The 17,872-nt window shown below is 45.4% G+C and carries 15 protein-coding genes; 4 read left to right on the top strand and 11 right to left on the bottom strand.

What is annotated here, in order from left to right:
- Positions 1 to 4: 4 nt before the first annotated feature.
- The gene (locus tag Q3W13_RS13095; protein ID WP_302864506.1) at positions 5 to 352 is read left to right on the top strand and encodes a hypothetical protein; all 348 of its coding nucleotides are present in this window, start codon (positions 5 to 7) and stop codon (positions 350 to 352) included.
- Positions 353 to 429: 77 nt separating this feature from the next.
- Here Q3W13_RS13095 and Q3W13_RS13100 read toward each other — a convergent pair whose 3' ends face one another.
- Positions 430 to 1,359, bottom strand: a complete 930-nt coding sequence (locus tag Q3W13_RS13100; RefSeq protein ID WP_302864508.1) for a sugar phosphate isomerase/epimerase — start codon at positions 1,357 to 1,359, stop codon at positions 430 to 432.
- Positions 1,360 to 1,545: 186 nt separating this feature from the next.
- Between Q3W13_RS13100 and Q3W13_RS13105 the strand changes: the two genes are divergently transcribed.
- Positions 1,546 to 2,388: a DNA/RNA non-specific endonuclease gene (locus Q3W13_RS13105; RefSeq protein ID WP_302864510.1), complete on the top strand. Its 843-nt coding sequence runs from the start codon at positions 1,546 to 1,548 to the stop codon at positions 2,386 to 2,388.
- 12 nt (positions 2,389 to 2,400) lie between these two features.
- On the opposite strand, the gene Q3W13_RS13110 is transcribed toward Q3W13_RS13105, so the two are convergent.
- The 8 genes from Q3W13_RS13110 to Q3W13_RS13145 all read right to left on the bottom strand — a co-directional run bounded on the left by Q3W13_RS13110 (position 2,401) and on the right by Q3W13_RS13145 (position 12,442).
- Positions 2,401 to 4,992 (bottom strand): glucosidase, encoded by a 2,592-nt coding sequence (locus Q3W13_RS13110; RefSeq protein ID WP_302864512.1) that lies wholly within the window; start codon positions 4,990 to 4,992, stop codon positions 2,401 to 2,403.
- A 64-nt stretch (positions 4,993 to 5,056) separates the two neighbouring features.
- Positions 5,057 to 6,127 (bottom strand): dipeptidase, encoded by a 1,071-nt coding sequence (locus tag Q3W13_RS13115; RefSeq protein WP_302864513.1) that lies wholly within the window; start codon positions 6,125 to 6,127, stop codon positions 5,057 to 5,059.
- A gap of 42 nt (positions 6,128 to 6,169) precedes the next feature.
- The gene (locus tag Q3W13_RS13120; protein WP_302864515.1) at positions 6,170 to 7,270 is read right to left on the bottom strand and encodes a D-TA family PLP-dependent enzyme; all 1,101 of its coding nucleotides are present in this window, start codon (positions 7,268 to 7,270) and stop codon (positions 6,170 to 6,172) included.
- A 79-nt stretch (positions 7,271 to 7,349) separates the two neighbouring features.
- Positions 7,350 to 7,814: a RidA family protein gene (locus Q3W13_RS13125; protein ID WP_302864517.1), complete on the bottom strand. Its 465-nt coding sequence runs from the start codon at positions 7,812 to 7,814 to the stop codon at positions 7,350 to 7,352.
- An 89-nt stretch (positions 7,815 to 7,903) separates the two neighbouring features.
- Positions 7,904 to 9,004 (bottom strand): hypothetical protein, encoded by a 1,101-nt coding sequence (locus Q3W13_RS13130; protein ID WP_302864518.1) that lies wholly within the window; start codon positions 9,002 to 9,004, stop codon positions 7,904 to 7,906.
- Positions 9,005 to 9,049: 45 nt separating this feature from the next.
- On the bottom strand, positions 9,050 to 10,606 hold the full coding sequence (locus Q3W13_RS13135) for a phosphatase PAP2 family protein (protein WP_302864519.1): 1,557 nt from the start codon (positions 10,604 to 10,606) through the stop codon (positions 9,050 to 9,052).
- Between the two features lie 4 nt (positions 10,607 to 10,610).
- Entirely contained in the window at positions 10,611 to 11,549 is a 939-nt protein-coding gene (locus Q3W13_RS13140) for a hypothetical protein (RefSeq protein WP_302864520.1), read from the bottom strand.
- A gap of 344 nt (positions 11,550 to 11,893) precedes the next feature.
- Complete coding sequence (locus tag Q3W13_RS13145; protein WP_302864521.1) at positions 11,894 to 12,442, bottom strand: hypothetical protein; 549 nt, start codon at positions 12,440 to 12,442, stop codon at positions 11,894 to 11,896.
- 186 nt (positions 12,443 to 12,628) lie between these two features.
- Between Q3W13_RS13145 and Q3W13_RS13150 the strand changes: the two genes are divergently transcribed.
- Complete coding sequence (locus Q3W13_RS13150; protein ID WP_302864522.1) at positions 12,629 to 13,939, top strand: cytochrome ubiquinol oxidase subunit I; 1,311 nt, start codon at positions 12,629 to 12,631, stop codon at positions 13,937 to 13,939.
- Between the two features lie 7 nt (positions 13,940 to 13,946).
- A complete protein-coding gene (locus Q3W13_RS13155) occupies positions 13,947 to 14,957 on the top strand; it encodes a cytochrome d ubiquinol oxidase subunit II (RefSeq protein ID WP_302864523.1) in 1,011 nt (336 codons plus the stop codon).
- A gap of 89 nt (positions 14,958 to 15,046) precedes the next feature.
- On the opposite strand, the gene Q3W13_RS13160 is transcribed toward Q3W13_RS13155, so the two are convergent.
- Together Q3W13_RS13160 and Q3W13_RS13165 are read right to left on the bottom strand one after the other, a co-directional pair.
- Positions 15,047 to 16,414 carry a DUF1080 domain-containing protein gene (locus tag Q3W13_RS13160; RefSeq protein WP_302864524.1) on the bottom strand — a complete coding sequence of 456 codons (1,368 nt, stop codon included), beginning with the start codon at positions 16,412 to 16,414 and terminating at the stop codon, positions 15,047 to 15,049.
- A 63-nt stretch (positions 16,415 to 16,477) separates the two neighbouring features.
- Complete coding sequence (locus tag Q3W13_RS13165) at positions 16,478 to 17,806, bottom strand: Gfo/Idh/MocA family protein (RefSeq protein WP_302864525.1); 1,329 nt, start codon at positions 17,804 to 17,806, stop codon at positions 16,478 to 16,480.
- Positions 17,807 to 17,872 lie beyond the last annotated feature (66 nt).

Raw genomic sequence — 17,872 nt, forward strand, 5'->3', positions numbered from 1 at the left:
TCCTATGTTACGTATCAACATTCCGCCGACCGGTGCAAAAAGACTGACTTCAGCCGACTTTAAGAATTACAAATTGCCTATTCCTTCAAAAGGCATTAAAGAAAAGAAAAGCGAAACTGAGCTGATTTTTGACAATGAGTATGAGGCCGTGGTATATGCGGACCAGCTTGAGGAAATTGTTACTACCGTGAGTAAAACCTCCCCCATGAGAAGCATGTTGCGTGACCTGGTTACCACCATCCGAAATGACGATTCGATCAGGAATTATTTAGAATATTCGACCATTTACCAGTGGATGAAGAACTGGGTTAAGACCTTAAGGATGCGGATAAAGCCGTCTCCAATTTCGTAACCTGGAACACACCGTTGCTTGTAATATTGTTAAACGCGAAAGCCGCCATGTATCCAGGGCGGCTTTCGCGTTTACATTCAGGCTTTTAATGTTTTTGTAATATATCCGTAGCTGCTTTTTATGCTGGCCATAGCGTCCTTCGGCATATCATGCTCCACAAAGAAATGTTGCATACCCGAACTTGCCGCCGCGGCAAAAATAGGCTTAAAATCAATTGTGCCGCTTCCCACAGGTAATATTGTATTGTGAGACGCGTCAAGATCTTTAACATGCCACAGCGGGAAACGGCCAGGGTGCTCTTTAAACATCTGAACAGGATTTTGCCCGCCTTTTATCGCCCACGCAAGGTCGAGCTCCATTTTTACGTTTTTAGCATCTGTTTCGGTAAGCAGTAAATGATAAGGCACCTTACCGTCAACAGCTTTAAATTCCATATCGTGGTTATGGTAACAAAATTGCAGGCCTGCCTTTCTTGCAGCTTCACCGGTTTTATTCAGCGTTGCTAAAGTTTCCTTAATTTCTTCAAGTGTTCCGGTTGGAGCATTAGCACAAACCAGGTATTTCAGGCCGCCTTCTGCAGCCTCATCAACCAGTTGCTGCATGTTGTCGCGCAGGTTAAGCATGGGGGGAATCACCATAGGTTTTCCATCCGGACCGTTCGGCATCTTATAGCCTTTAGGTAGTTTAAAGGGGGCGCCAATTACGTGGTGCGATGTCCATTGCATGCCAAGTCCGTTTACCATCGCCTTAAATTCTTTTGGCTTCATGCCGTAGTAGCCGCCCTTTTTACTGAATGCCGATTCCAGTTCTTTGTAGCCTACATCAGCTATTTTGGTTAATATGCCTTTTACATCTTCGTCAATAACTCCGAAAAATGTAAACAACTGCAAGCCTACTGGACGGGCTGCGAAACCTGATAGCAATGAGTTGGCCTTGCCCGATAAAGCCATGCCGCCAAGCACCAGCGCCCCGGTGCTCTGCAGAAATTTACGCCTGTTGTAATTCATTGTTTAGTTTAGTTGGTTTGTTTAAGTGGTTTCGTAAATCTAAACCAATAAAATTGAATAAAGAAATTTATTGTGTCATTTTCACACATTAGATTTTAATAAGCATTTTTGATGATGTTGAGAAATTGAGTAAGCGGTTTCCGGGTGATGTTTTTATCTTCGGGCCTGTTTCCTTTACAGTTGAAGATGCGATTTAAATTTCTTGCGCTGTGTTTGTTGGCTGCCGCCAGTATAAGTATTACCGGTTGTAAACAGAAGCACGAAGCTCAGCTTAACGATAACAGTAACCTGCTTTTCGGTAACCCAAGCAATGCCACCGCCAATCTGTTAAACGCTGATAACTACCTTATAGACCATAAATATTACATTGAAAGTTACAACAAGGACAAAAGTGAACCAAACTGGGTAAGCTGGCACTTGTGTTCGGCCGATTTAGGCGAAACAGACCGGCTAAATAATTTCAGACCAGACGAGACCTTGCCTGATGGCTGGTACGAAGCCGATAATAACAGCTACAAACGCAGCGGATTCGATAAGGGGCATAATTGCCCCAGCGGCGACCGCACCAGTACCCCGGATGCTAATTCCGCCACTTTTTTAATGGATAATATTATTCCGCAGGCGCCTAACAATAATCAGCATACCTGGGAGCATTTGGAAAGCTACTGCCGAAATAAAGTTAAACGAGGAAACGAGGCCTATATCATTATGGGCGCCTATGGCAGCGGCGGAACGGGGCGCAATGGCTACGCAACGGTTATTGATAACGGGAGGATCACCGTGCCTGCGCATATCTGGAAGGTGGTAATTATTATACCGGAAGGAGACGATGATCTTGCACGCGTTGACGAAGACACACAGGTAATTGCGGTAAATACCCCAAACGACAATAGTATTTCTAACAATTGGATGAATTACATATGTACCATTAAAAGCATTGAGGATGCTACCGGTTACAATCTCCTTTCGGCCCTGCCTTTGCCTGTTCAACAAGCACTTGAAAATAAAATTTTCAGGGGCGGCAATTAATTCATCCCGGTCTCATTTAAAGCAAGCTGCAACCAGCCCGGTCCAGCCTGTTTGATGCGAAGCACCCAGCCCGCGGCCGGTGTCGCCGTCAAAATATTCGTAAAAAAGTATATAGTCGTTAAAATTAGGATCGGTCTGCATTTTTTCATAGTTGCCAAATACTGCCCTGCGGGATGCATTATCTTTTAAAAATAATTTGCAAATACGACTGTAAAGCTCGTCTGCAACCTGCTGCAGGTTCATAAAAGTTCCCGATCCTGTCGGGCATTCTATTTTAAAATCATCGCCATAATACAAGTAAAACTTGCGGATACTTTCTATAAGCAGATAGTTTACAGGCATCCATATCGGCCCACGCCAATTACTGTTGCCACCAAACAGGCCGCTGTCACTTTCGGCTGGTGTATATTTAACATCGAATTGTATGCCATCAAGCGATACCCGGTAAGGATTATTTAAATGATACTTTGATACGGAGCGGATGCCATATTCGCTTAAAAACTCGTTTTCATCAAGCAGGTATTTTAACAATGATTTCATCCGGTAGCCACGCAATAAACTTACCAGGTGCGAACCAGGGGTTTTAGTTTCATTCCAGCGTGATACCAGCGAGGCTAAATCAGGCCTGTTTTCTGCAAACCATTTCAGCCGATAGCTGAATATCGGGTTGTTGGTAATGTCGTCTTCGCTTAATATCTCAGCAGCAATCAGCGGTATAAGCCCCACTATACTGCGTACGCGCAATTTTTTCGTGCCGTTGTCCGGAAGGCGTAATTGGTCGTAAAAAAAGCCGTCCGCGTCATCCCAAAGCCCTTCGTTGTTTTCGCCGAGGTTTGACATCGCGCCGGCAATATAGATAAAGTGCTCAAAAAATTTACTTGCTATGCCATTGTAAGCTTTATTCGTTTCCGCGAGTTCAGCGGCTATGCGCAATAAATTAAGCGAATAAATGGCCATCCAGCTAGTACCATCGGCCTGTTCCAGGTATTCGCCCATGGGCAAGTCAGCGTTCCTGTCAAATACGCCGATATTATCCAGTCCTAAAAAGCCTCCTTCAAAAATATTATTGCCTAATGCATCCTTGCGGTTTACCCACCAGGTAAAATTCAGCATCAACTTATGGAAGATACGTTCAAGAAAATAGGTATCGCCCGTGCCATTCGCCGCTTTATCCTGCTGGTATATCTTCCATGTTATCATGGCATGCACCGGCGGGTTAGCATCGTTGAAATCCCATTCATATGCAGGCAGTTGTCCGTTAGGATGCATATACCAGTCGCGTACCAGTAAGGTTAGCTGGCTTTTGGCAAAGGCCATATCTACCCTGGCGAGCGGAATGCAATGGAATGCGAGGTCCCAGGCTGCAAACCAGGGATACTCCCACTTATCGGGCATAGAGATAATGTCGCGCGTATTAAAGTGGGTCCACTTTCTGTTACGTGCGTTTAGCCTTTCTTTGGGAGGCGAAGGCTGAGCTGGGTCGCCATGCAGCCAATGATTAATATCGTAATAATAAAATTGCTTATTCCATAACATACCGGCTAGCGCTTGCCGCTCAATCAGCATTTTATCCCGGTTTTGCCCTGCCTGGCTTATTCCGGCATAGAAATCGCCGGCCTCTGCTTTACGTTCGCCGAATAACTTGTCAAAATCATCAAAGCCATTTGCCGCGTCTTTTGATAAACGCAGGCGTAACACTTTGCTTTGCTTTGCAGGCACATTTATGTCGAAATTTATGGCTGCCTTTGTGCCTTTTTGTTTTGGATTAATTGTATTCGTACTGTTAACTATATAATCGTTTATTCCATCTTTACAATATTTATGCCCTCCGTTTACGCCATATAAACGTTGCGTATTGGTTTCGTTGTCGCAGAATAACAATTCCGTTCCACCCTCAGCGTTAAGCCAAAGTTGTCCCAAATGCTCATGATAAACCTCAATAACGCCGTGGGAGTCTGCAGTTAATTCAGGCATATAGTTGTCATATCCCCAACTCCATGTATTCCTGAACCAGATGGTAGGCAGAACATTCAGAGCAGCATCTATGCCGCCGCGGTTATGAACTGTGATTTTAATCAATATATCTTCCGGGGTATTTTTAGCATACTCAATAAATATGTCGAAGTATTCATCTTTATCAAATATGCCAGTGTCAATCAATTCAAATTCCGGTTGATTGCGGCCGCGGGCTTTATTTTCGTTTACGAGCCAAGCGTATGGATATTCGCGCTGCGGATATTTATATAGCATTTTCTGGTACGAATGCGTAGGCGTATTGTCGAGATAATAATACAACTCCTTTACATCCTCGCCGTGATTACCTTCGGGATTGCTAAGGCCGAAATATCGTTCCTTAATGATCGGATCTTTTTTATTCCAAAAAGCTACTGCAAAGCATAGTAACTGCTCATTATCGCAAATGCCAGCGATTCCCTCCTCGCCCCAGCGGTAGGCCTTGCTGCGCGCCATATCATGGGTAAGGTAGTTCCAGGCATCGCCGTTGGCACTATAATCCTCACGCACTGTCCCCCATTGGCGGTCGCTCACGTAAGGCCCCCACTTTTTCCAGGCGGGATCTTTCAGCCGCTCCCTTTCAGCATTCATATTACTTTTGTGTGATTACACAGATTATTTATTAGTGATTACACCCGATTGGCAGTTGATGAGTTCACTGCAACGCGCGGCGCAAAAACCGCAGCCAGTTACCATGCATTACATTTTCAATGTCGATATCAGTGTAGCCCCGTTTTTTAAGCATACCTGGTATCTTTTGCAAATCGGCGATCGTTTCCAGGTCATAGGGGCATTGCTCGCGGCCGAACGCGCCATCCAGATCTGACCCGATTCCAATATGTAATGCGTTACCGGCGATCTGGCAAATATGGTCGAGATGATCAATCATTACTTCCAGGCTGCAATTCATGGCTTTAGGGTCCGACTGCCCCCTAACCCATCCCGGGACCATCATCCAGGCATCAAGCGCGCCGCCGATGACTGCGTCGCGGTTGATCAGCTCCTTTATTTGCTCGTCGCTAAACTGGCGATTATGATTCACCAGCGCCCTGCAGTTGTTATGGCTTGCCCAAACATTTCCGTTAAAGTTGGCGAGCGCTTCCCAAAAACTATCATCGCAAAGATGAGTTGCATCCAGGATAATGTTTAAGCGCTCCATCTCCTTCAATAATTCACGGCCGGCATTGCCCATAAAGCCTGTAGCATCTGTCCCTTGCGCGTAACGACCAGGCCCGTAATGAGCCGGGCCAACGGCGCGCAAACCATAACTATAGGCCCGCTCCAGGTGGCTGATCGTGACGATGGAATCTGCTCCTTCTAAGCTTAAAATATATCCAACCGGCTTATTTTCATTAGGCTGACCGTTATTCCAAAAGGCGATATGTTTTTCCAACCCTTCTACATCTTTCACCTGCACCATTTCACCGGCATCTTCCATAGCTTTGTACCAGGCCACTTGCCCCTGTGTTTGTGCCCAGGCCTGCTCCGGGGAATGCCAACCCGGCAGGGGATTGTCAGGCGCAACAAATCGCGCAATCTGGGTGGCTACTACCAAACCAATATTTCCTTTACGCAGCTCGGGCAGCGATACTACGCCTTTACCACGATCGGGCTTGTCAGTGAGACCAGCTTCCCTGGCGTTAATTTCGGCAATGGGCTTCCGCAGGTCGCGGTTCCATTCCAGCGCGTTCATGCTGAGGTCTAAATGAGCATCGATCGTTAACATAGGTTGAGCTAGTTAGTAATTAAGTTTAGTGGCGGATCTTTTTTATATATTTATCTTCCTGTCACGGGCCATATTTTTCCATTCACCCGTAATTTGTCCGTTTTCTATAGTTATAGCGCGTTCATAAAGCGCTACCGTCGGACAAACATGATAAGGCATGCCGTAAATTACATCGCCCTCTTTATACTGATGCCCCTCTCCTGCTTCAACTACCAGGTGTTCCTCACTCTGGCTGACCGCTTCCAGTCCCGGCGCATCCATTAACAATACACGCGTCTTCAATTCTCTTTCCGCTGCAATGGATTTATGACCCAGGTCGAGGCATAGTTTATTCGCGTCAGGCTGCGAGATAACACGGGTAATTACCAGCGCCGCCGGTAAAAAAGGTTGCTCAGTAAAGCTGCTGTAGCCCTTATCCCAATATACAAAGGTACCGGGGCTGCATTCCACGTTATGTCGTTTTGCATGGATAGGAAACGTTGGCGAGCCGCCTGTTATCACGTTGAGACCCGCATCGCCATCTTTTTCAATTCTGTCTTTCAGCGTAGCTGCTGATTCAAAGGCTTTATTGCTTTCCGTTGTTCGTATATTTATATCCGGATCATAAATATGTCCATCGTATGCATGCAGCCCTATCACTTTGATTCCATGCAGGAGTTTGCATTGTTTATACAGCTCAAAAGCTTCATTTGGCCTTATACCGGTGCGGTTCTGACCAACGTTCAAATCGATATAAACAGGAATAATGATATTATTTGCTATTGCCCCTTCCGATACGGCCGTAGCGGCGATCATGTTGTCAATAAGGCATGAAAGCTTTGTGCCAGGATAAGTTTTTATCAGTCTGATAAACCTTTTCAGCTTGGGGCCGATTGGCTGATACGCCAGCAACACGTCCGGGCATTTGCAAATACATAGCATTTCTGCCTCTGCTATAGTGGCGCACTTATACTTGGTAATCCCTGCGTCAAGCATCAGTTTAGTAACATCAGGGCTCTTATGCGTTTTTACATGCGGGCGCAAGCGGGCAACATCGCCAACAATATTAATAGCGGCAGCTATATTTTGCTTCACCCTATCGGGATATACGACCAGGGCGGGCGTATCTAATTCGTCTATGTTGTCTATTGTATACCAGTCCATTTTCAATCTTAGCCTGCGGTAATTAGCCGCCGCTTATATCCCAAGCCAAAGCACCCGGAATTATCATAATATTCCAGGCTTAATAAAGCTCAAATAATGCCTCTATCTCCACCGGAATATTATCCGGCAACGAGCCCATGCCTACTGCACTGCGTACACCAATGCCATTTTCATCGCCCCAAACCTTTGCAAACAGTTCACTGCAACCGTTGATAATAAAAGGGTGGCGCTCAAAATCGGGTGTACAATTAACCATGCCTAATACCTTTATCACCCGCTTTATTTTATCCAGGCTGCCGATGTTTGCTTTAATAGTAGCCAGTATAGCAAGTCCAACCTGGCGCGCAGCCAGCTTACCTTCTTCCATGGTTAGGTCTTTTCCTACACGTCCGATGATAAGACTTCCGTCCTCCTGCACCGTTCCGTGGCCGGATACATATAAATATTTGCCATCGATAAGGCAAGGTTTGTACACACCGAGCGGTTTCGGCGCCGGTGGAAGATTAAGCCCAAGGGCGGCGAAGTTTTCTTCAGCTGTCTTCATTTTTATCAGGTAAATAATTAAAAACAAACATAAATAAAAAGCCGGGTATCTCACGCCCGGCTTAACTAAATCAAATAATCAACTTTATATTAAAATCTGAAGCTTAGGCCCGCATTGATTACATAATCAGCAAATGCGGCATCGCCGTGTGCATATTTTCCTGTTAGTTCAGTTGTTCTTATGTCAGCAACGCTTCGCGTACGGTCGCGCATCAGGGCTACTGGTACGAAAGCATAAACAGAGAATCTTTTCAGCCTGTAGGTAACTCCCGGCTCAGCCGATAATATATATCCTGGCCTCCTGAAGCCATCGCTTTTACCAAACACATCGCGCACAGGCAGGCATTCATAACGTACACCGCCCGAAAAATCCAGGTGTTTTGTACCCAGGCCAAAGCCCAGGCGAACCAGTTCCTGGTCAGGAACGCTCATTACATTGCTTGTAACCGCTATTGATGTTGCGCTAGCCGTTCCGCCGCGTGTTGTTGAAACACCATTCACGTCGCGCGGGTTAAACAAATAAAAGAAGGTGCCATACATACCAAAGTTGTGGGTAAAGTTGTAATAGGCGTTGATTTCGGTCGTGATACCGAAACCGCCATCGCCTGGCTGTATCGACTGGTCAACAGGGCCGCGGCGCGAGGCTCCGTTTGGGCCGACATTATAAAAATCATCCATAACATCATCCTTGCCGGTTGGAAGTTTTATACCAAGCCCCACTTGTATATTTCCGTTATGCGACTTTTGCGGATTCAAAAGCCAGGCATAACCGGTCAGCCTTATATCGCCGATTCCAGCCGCCTGTGTCGACCGCCTGTCCGAGCCGCCATGCTCGTATAACGATGACCTGTTGTTAATGATAAGTGGCAGATCAATCGCAGCCGACCAACGGTTATTAAAATTGCGGGTAAGCGAAAAATCCTGGGTAAAAGCATGATTAATTACGTTTGTCTTTTGCTCTATACGTTGCTTTTGTTCATCCTTACCAACAAAGTGTTTGTACGACCTGAAATAGCGGCTATTTGTATTGAAAAGCCAGCTTCCCTGTGGCGCAAGGCTATCGGGATGCTCACTCATAGTGCATAAGCCGCCGGTACTCCTGATAGCCACACAGCCTTGGGCAAATGTGTTTGATTTTGCAAAGGCCAAAATTATTGCCACGGTGAAAATTGCTTTAAGCGTTTTTTTCATGATGAATTGGGTTCTGTTTAATAGGGTATTTGTGTTAATAGTTAATTAGTTTCCTGCGCCGTCTGTTTTACCTCGTTGTACAGCATATTGGCCCACTTTTATGCCGGTTTGCAAACCAACTTCCACGTCCGAACGATAGTGTATGCCACCATATAACCTCGACATCGATGCCTGGTTAGCCAGGTCTGTAAACTTGCTACCCCTGTCGGGCAATAAATAGGTAAGCACGGTTGCAGCAGCGCCGCTGAAATTTGAGTGGCCTGAGGTATATGCCGGAAAGTTTGGCAAACCTGTAAGCGTTTTAATTTTGGGATTAGCCTGGGTTGGACGTTGGTTAAAGTAAAAATATTTGGTATCCCAGCATACAATGGCGGCATCCATCTGCCCCATGTTCAACAGCGCAAAATTGCGTGCCCAGCGTACCTCGCTATAGTTTTGTTTTACAAACTCGTCTGCAGCAATCGTATTCCAATGACCTGTTGGCGTTGAAGTTCCCACGCCGTCAGCCCAAAATTCCACTATTGCCTGGTGTTCGCGGGTTGGGTTATTTGTATAAGACAACACCTCCTCGGTTTCCTTCTTAAATTCAGGTGAGTTTGTAGCGTACGGCGGTGCAGGACGTATTGCAGCCACTGTAAGTGTATCGAAAAGAAATGGCGTAACCTTGCCAAACAAAGGAAGCATTGGCGGGCGTTTTGGGGCTTCCTGGCTAACCCAATAGGTTTCGCCGCGGGCAGTGGTTTTGGTTTGCAGCTGCAGCCAGTCGGTTGGGGTGCCGACGGCTTTTCCTGCACGGTCGCCGCGGGCGCGCGCTGTAAAAATGTCAGCCACCTGCGCACCTAAAGCCCGGCCTGCCGTAAGTTCCCCACGGGTATTTGCGCCGGCCATAATACGGTACTGCATTTCCTCTGCCGCTTTTTGCTCTATATAGTCAATATCAGCAGGGAATAATAATTTCATTATCTCAACAGATGCACCGGCAACAACAGCATCCTCGCTTGGATATGATGGCAGTGCTGATTTAGGTATTGACGGCTTTATCGATGCATCAAAGTTATAAGGTGCAGCACGGTTATACATGTTTTTAAAATGATAAGCAGTTACCAAAGCGTCATACTGGGCTGCGCTTACATACGCATAGGCACGCGCCGCATACGGCGGATTGGCAAAAGGAAATACCGGGTAGGCAAAGGGATTAGTCGCACTTGGCGCAGGGTAAGTGCCATCTGCATTCTGATAAGGCGGCACATTGTGTTTGGCTACCAGGTCCCGCAAAATTTCGTTCCACCTCAAAACTGAACCGGCGCTCCAGTATTTAATAATAGCTTTCTGCTCGTCAGTTAATTTACCCTGGTAAGCTTTTATTTCGTTTATGTCAGCGGCATAAGCGGGCGAGTTAGTTGCGTCAGGGGCAGGCACGTTAAACACCGATGGGTCTTTAACCAAAACCGTTTTCCATGTATCGGCATTGATGTCGATGTTCGACGGCGCCAGTGCCGGATACACCAGCGAACGGTCGGCTATGTTTTTATGGCAGGCCCCTAAAAAAACTGATGCTGCTACAGCCAACATCGGAATCACATTAAGTATCGGTCTTTTCATGGTTTTATTTATTTTTTTTGTTGAAATCGAAAACATATAATACGGTTGCAAAAAAAGTTGTGGCCTGGCCAACATTGCGGCCGCTAACCACGTAATTACCGCCTGCAACAACTTCAAAGCCGGTAAGATTGTCAAAACTGTATTTAGCCAAACCGCCTATAGTGGTCATGTTCATTTTATTGCTGGCAAAAGGCATGTCATTTTTGCGGATATCGAAGCCGCCGAGAGTGGTCGTTTTACTTACTATAGCTTCCACATTCAGTTTAAGGCTGCGGTAGCCAAAACTTCCTAAAAAGTTAGATACGTTCGGCATTTCCACATCGTGGCTGTAAATTATATGATCGGTATAATACGCATCCCTGTCGATAGAGGTATTGCTGCGCCACACATACTGACCCGCGCCGGCCACAAAGAACCGGCCCACCTGGTAATTTAAAAGCCCGCGAAGTGCAAAGTTTTTTGTATGAAGACCGATCGACACGGGTAAAAAGTCGTTTTCATAGTTTGATAAGGGGATAGAACCTTCAGCGATAGCATGTGCGCTGAAAATACCTTTGCCCAGTTCGGTATTAAGTGCCATATATTTTAAGGCCACTGTTAAGTCCTGCAGGCCGCTTTGTCCGTGTAGCGTGCCGGCCGACGCGTTGGTTTTGATGTAAGGCGCCATCGCTATTACATCCAGTTTGTTGGTTATTCCATAGTTACCCACATAAGTAAACGAATTCGCCGACAATGTCCCGATATTACCATTATCGCGTTTAAAAGTCCCTTCCCAATAATCCTTCCAGCTGCTGTGTGCATACATCACACCGGTACAGAAATAGTTTTTGGGAATCATTAGTGCATCGGCATCGGTTTGGGCTTTAGCGGTTGCTGAAAAAATCAACAGGCCACCTGCCATCAAACCGGCCCGGTGCAAACACGAGCGTAAAGATTTAATCATGATGTTAATTAAAAAATGTAAAAAGGTTAAAAAGTAAGTACGCGGTTAAATGCCAGGTAAGAATTAAGCCGGCATTATATAAAGGAAAAGCTGCTGGATTGTCAACGCCTTACAGGATAACTTGCACTATACAGATTGAGCTTAGTACTGTAAATATTGCGTGTTGGATGTTTCTCCAAAAGGTTTAATTACCGATGCATGTATTTTGGTGCTTTTAATATCCTGGTGTAGCGGATACACACATAGATGCATGCAAAAAACCAATATTATTAAAACCGGTAACGTTTAAAACCGAATGGAATTAAGAGAAGACAGCCTCAACACAGAGTGTCGATAAAACAGCTTTATGAAAAATTGGGAGGTTTCCCGGGAGATTCAATGAATGGTCTATCCAATATAAACGATACCCTCCTGTTTATCGGGGTAATACGTGTTTCGAAATTGGTATATGTATAACCAAATGTTTCTAATGTATAGTCGCTAAGGCTGTTTACTTTTTTAACCGGCGCTTCATGGCCTTTCTTACTAAAGGGTACATCGCTGAACTCCCGGGCCGCAATTACATTTGCTTTTGCAAGACGGGTCTTTACGTTATTGGGTATACAAACAAAATACATCGTGTCGCGCGTTAATTTCATTCGCACGTAATTGTAATAGGTGTCCTTTAATTGTATCTGGCCCTGGATAACCTCATACTCATCCCAATCCTGTACAGTAGGCATGTGAACGGGTATTTTAAGTTCGATGAGTTTTGCGTCGTTTACTTTATTGTCAAAAATTTCCTTTACGATCTGTACATCCGATTGATGCATGTAGTATCGATAAAGCAAGGTATATCCGCCTATGCTGAACAGGTGGATACCTAACAATACTATAGCAAACAGTCGTTTCAAGTAATCGGGTTTATAATCGGTAGTAAATCTATATAAAATTTTCTTTAAAAAGGAAAACATTTTTTAAAGTATTATTTAAGCGCCTCATATTTAGAAATATTCTATTTAATAATTAACAATTGTAACAGGCCTGTTAGGGGCTTAAATGGTGGGTATATTTGCACGGGTATTATTAAAACGGATAATATGAACGATTTCATCGCTGCACGGTCACAAATGGCTATCTCACTGGGGTTTCATATCATATATTCGTGCATCGGCATGGTGATGCCGGTTTTTATGGCCGTTTCGCATTACAAGTGGATAAAGACCGGTGAACCTGTTTATAAAAATATTACCCAGGCCTGGAGCAAGGGTGTCGCTATCTTTTTTGCTACCGGCGCAGTATCCGGAACAATATTGTCATTCGAGCTTGGTTTGCTGTGGCCTAAGTTTATGGCACACGCGGGGCCAATATTTGGTATGCCATTCTCGCTGGAAGGTATCGCCTTTTTTATCGAGGCAATAGCGCTCGGCTTTTTTCTTTATGGCTGGAATAAGTTCAATAAATGGTTCCACTGGTTCACCGGCATATTGGTCGGGGTAAGCGGCATAGCTTCCGGCATTCTGGTAGTATCAGCTAATTCATGGATGAACAACCCGTCCGGGTTCGACTTCATTAATGGTCAATACATCAACATCGACCCTGTAAAAGCTATGTTCAACGGCTCGTGGTTTTCCGAATCGCTGCATATGATCATCGCCGCCTTTTCAGCTACAGGATTTGCAGTCGCCGGTATCCATGCGCTGATGATCGCCCGAAAGAAGAATGTGTTATTTCATACGAAAGCCTTCCGGATTGCCATCGTTTTCGGGGCTATAGCGGCCATTCTGCAGCCGTTCAGCGGAGATTTATCCGCCAAAAATGCCGCCGCAAAACAACCTGCAAAGCTGGCGGCTATGGAAGCTTACTTTCATACGCAGCCTTATTCTCCTTTAACTATTGGCGGCTTTCCGGATACCGCCGCTAAGAAAAACAAATATGGACTTGAAATCCCGGGGCTGCTTAGTTTTTTGGTATATGATAATTTTCAGCAACCCGTAAAGGCCCTTGATCAAATACCTGTGAAAGATCATCCGCCTATAGCTGTTACGCATATTGCTTTCGAGATAATGATCGCTATAGGCTCGGCAATGATGCTGGTTGGACTGTTATATTTTACAGCTATCTGGAAGAAAAGAAGCTGGCTCACCAAAGGCTGGTTTCTCAAGTTGTTTATACTATCAACGCCGTTTGGTTTTATAGCTGTAGAGGCGGGATGGACCGTCACGGAAGTTGGCCGCCAGCCTTGGATTATCCAGGGCGTTATGCGCACCAGCGAAGCCGTTACGCCGATGCCGGGTATTGCCTATTCATTTTACCTGTTTACGGCAGTTTATTTAATACTAAGCATTGCGGTGATATTTTTATTAAGCCGGCAAATTAAAATGGTTCCTGAGTTGTACGATGTTAAATGATGTTATAATGATATATGTTGTTATCACCTTCCTGTTTCTATCCATAGTGCTGTATTTCCTGTTGGGCGGGGCTGATTTTGGCGCAGGGATCATAGAACTTTTTACATCAGAGAAAAACAAGCATAAAACACGGCAGACCAGCTATCATGCCATCGGCCCGATCTGGGAAGCCAACCACATGTGGCTTATTATTGCTGTAGTGATCATGTTCGTGGGATTCCCCGTTGTGTATAGCACCATGTGCACTTATCTGCATATACCCATGTTAATTATGCTTTTGGGTATCACTGCCCGCGGGACGGCTTTTGCTTTCCGCAGTTACGATGCCATTAAGGGCGAGAATACGCAAAGAATATACAACCAGGTATTTGTTTACTCGAGTTTTATAACGCCCTTATTTTTAGGGATAATTGCAGGCAGCACCATCTCGCGGCAGATCGACTTACACGCGGGTTCTTTTTTAGGCGCCTACGTATTCAGCTGGTTCAACTATTTCTCGGTGGCAGTAGGCTTATTTACTGTTGCATTGAGCGGTTATCTTGCTGCCATCTACCTCATCGGAGAAGCAGACAACGATCATGATGCCCGCCGTTTTATAGTAAAAGCGAAAGCAATGAATATAATTGCGGTTGCTTTTGGCGGCCTGGTGTTCATTGCGTCCGAGGTAGAGAATATTCACTTAGCACATTGGATTTTTGGCAATCCTGTTAGCCTCACAGCCGTAATAGCAGCCTCTGTCTCACTTATCGCGTCATGGATATTAATCAATACAGGCAAGCGGAAAATCATCCGTATCGGCGCCGGTTTCCAGGTAACTATGATATTGCTGGCCGTAGGTTATATGCACTACCCTTACCTTTTAATGGTAAAAGGCGGGCAAAACCTGTCGCTTTTTGTATATCGTGCTCCCGAAACTACTATTAACGACCTGGGATGGGGATTATTTATCGGCAGCTTTTTGATACTGCCCTCGCTGTTCTATTTGTATTATAGTTTTCAGAAGAAAGAGATTGTGTAAACCCTGATAAAAAACATGTCATTTCAAGCGATAGTGAATATCCTTCTTCCCTTCTCTCGTCGAAATGACATGTTATATAGCCTGAAGCGTTACAGCCTCCTCACTTTTATGCTCCTGAAAAATACTTCATTTCCATGATCCTGAAGCAATAAATGCCCTTCCTTAGCTTCGCCGAAGTTTTTCCAGATTACGTATTTACTGATGGCCACCAGGTCTTTATAAGCCTTTGAGCCGCGTTCATATTCCAGCACTTTTACCCCGTTAAGGTAATGTTCAACATGATTGTTGGGATAAACCACCACACGGCCGATATTCCATGCACCTATCGGATGTACAAAACGCGGCTGTTTTTTAGCGGGGATCAGGTCGTATAACGAAGCAAGCGTGCGGTCTCCGTTGCGGCCTAACTTTGCGTCAGGGTGCAGCTTATCATCCAAAACCTGGTACTCCAGCCCTATCGCCGAACCTTTTGTTTGCTCATTCAGTGTCACAAAATATTTTACGCCGCTGTTAGCGCCCGGCGTAAGCTTAAATTCGAATGAAAGATCGAATGCACCGTACAGATCATCGGTAACAATATCGCCGCCGCCAGACTCTTCCTTCCCTTCTGAAGGCAAAACATGCATTACGCCGTCTGCATACTCCCAGCCTTTTGTTGGGAACGTGGTAAACGTTGCGCCGTGCCAGCCTTTGTTTGTATGGCCATCATACAACAACTTCCATCCTGCCGCTTTTTCATTCGCCGAAAGAGAATTAGGCTGTAAATTCACCGTATAGATGTCTTTTGGAAATGGCAGCCTTTTCAGGTTTTGAGTCTGGATGCGAAGATTTTTAAAATATACCTTCTTGCCGGCCTGCTCCGCTTTGGTTATACCATGCACCTGCAGGCCGATAAAGCCTTTGCTATCTACGGTGTCAACCACGTCGGCAATAGCCACACCATTTAACCATGTACGCATTTCGTTACCGATACACTCAATCCGCACGTGATTATACTCGCCGACTTTAAATACGTTTTTTGCGTTCTCGTGCAAATCAAGCGGGTAAAGCCAGTCGCGGCGGCCTTCGTCATAAACCCCGCCCGACCATTTCCTGTCCGACGGGTCAATTTCAAACTGCCGGCCATAAACTTTGCCTTTGCCGTTATTTCCCGCCGGGTCGTAATGGCTGCGCGTTTGCACGCCTGAATTGCTTAAAGTACTTTCAATCTTTGTATCCAGCTCCAATATAAAATCTCCGTACTCTTTTTCAGTAACCAGGAAAGTATTACCGGAGTTCATTACTGTAGTGCCGACGATAGCGCCGTTTTCTACCTTGTAATCTGCCGTACCTGCCAGTTTTTTCCAGCCTTTCAGCGTTTTACCATCAAACAAACCCGGTGTGCTTTGGGCTTGAACTAATGAAGGAGCAATTGCGGCTGCTAATATCAGTGTAGAGTTAATAATAGTTTTTCTCATTTTTTATAGATGTGTGTTATTGAAAATTCTTGCCAGTGTTTATTTATACCAATATAAAACGAATTATACTTTAGGCGCCCAGCCTTTTTCATATTCCCTGCTCCAGAGCTTTTGCGCTTCGGGGTCGTTCAAAATATGGCCGTTTGTTGGGTCGATATGCAGCACACGGTCAACCCTGTATGATATATTGCCCAATTGGGGCAACAGGGTTGATTTAAAACCAACCTCAATCGGGCAATTCAGCTTCGTTTTTCCCTGTACTGCCTCAATAAAGTTTTTCATGTGCATGCCGTCGAGCGCTTCGGTCGGACTAACCTTGTTAGTTGCATCCACAGGCACTTCATCTTTTACTTCGCGCACAAATTTGCTTTCACCGTCGTAAATTTTATAGCCGTTGCCGCCGGAATAAAACACAGTGCCCTTATCGCCATAAAATATAACACCGCGGCCCAAACCTTCTATGTTATAGCCGTTGCAGCTGCGTCCCTCCCATTCGGCAGCGGTATTATTAGGGAAATTATAAAGTATATTTTGCGTATCAGGCGTTTGCCAGTCATCCTTAAAATGAAAGCGGCCACCGGTTGAAACCACTTTATTTGGAAAATCAACGCCCAGCCCCCAGCGGATCACATCCAGCTCATGTGTCCCATTATTTAACGCTTCACCGGTGCCCCAGTTCCAGAACCAATGCCAGTTATAATGTATCAGGTTATCTTTATAGGGCTTGCGCGGCGCAGGGCCCTGCCATAGTTCGTAGTTCAGATTGGCGGGAACCGGCGTCTGTTTGCCTATGCCGATAGATTCCCGGTGATTGGTATACCAGCCTTTGGCGTAATAAACTCTGCCGATTACACCATTGTGCAATTCGCCCACCATCTTTTGCACGTTGTTAAAAGAGCGGCGCTGGCTGCCCATTTGCACCAGCCTGTTGTATTTTTTAGCAGCGGCCACCAGTAATTCACCTTCATGCGGATTGTGGCTGCAGGGTTTTTCCACATAAACATTCTTACCGGCCTGGCAGGCCATAATTGCGGCCGGAGCATGCCAATGGTCAGGCGCGGCAATCACTATAGCGTCAACGTCTTTCTTTTCAAGCAGTTTCCTGATATCAGTTATGCCCTCAGGTTTCTTGCCTGTCCGTTTGTAGATGTCGGCAATCGTACTGTCAACAACCTTCGAATCTACATCGCATATATAACCGATTTCAACATTGGGTATCTTGGCAAAATTTTGGGCAAGGTACAAGCCCCGGCTGTGCGTACCCATCATGCCCAGCACTACTTTATCATTAGGCGAACCTTTAAAAAAACCGGCAGCTTTTCCTAATTGCGGTGCAAGCAGAAAGCTCGTTCCGGCCACAGACGCATTTTTGATGAATCTTCTTCTTTCCATTTTATTTTTTGTGATTTACACCGATTTGAGAATGATTACTCTGATTTTTTGACGCTAATATTCTTT

Origin of the sequence: Mucilaginibacter sp. L3T2-6 (assembly GCF_030519355.1) — a bacterium.
Taxonomy (GTDB): Bacteria; Bacteroidota; Bacteroidia; order Sphingobacteriales; family Sphingobacteriaceae; genus Mucilaginibacter.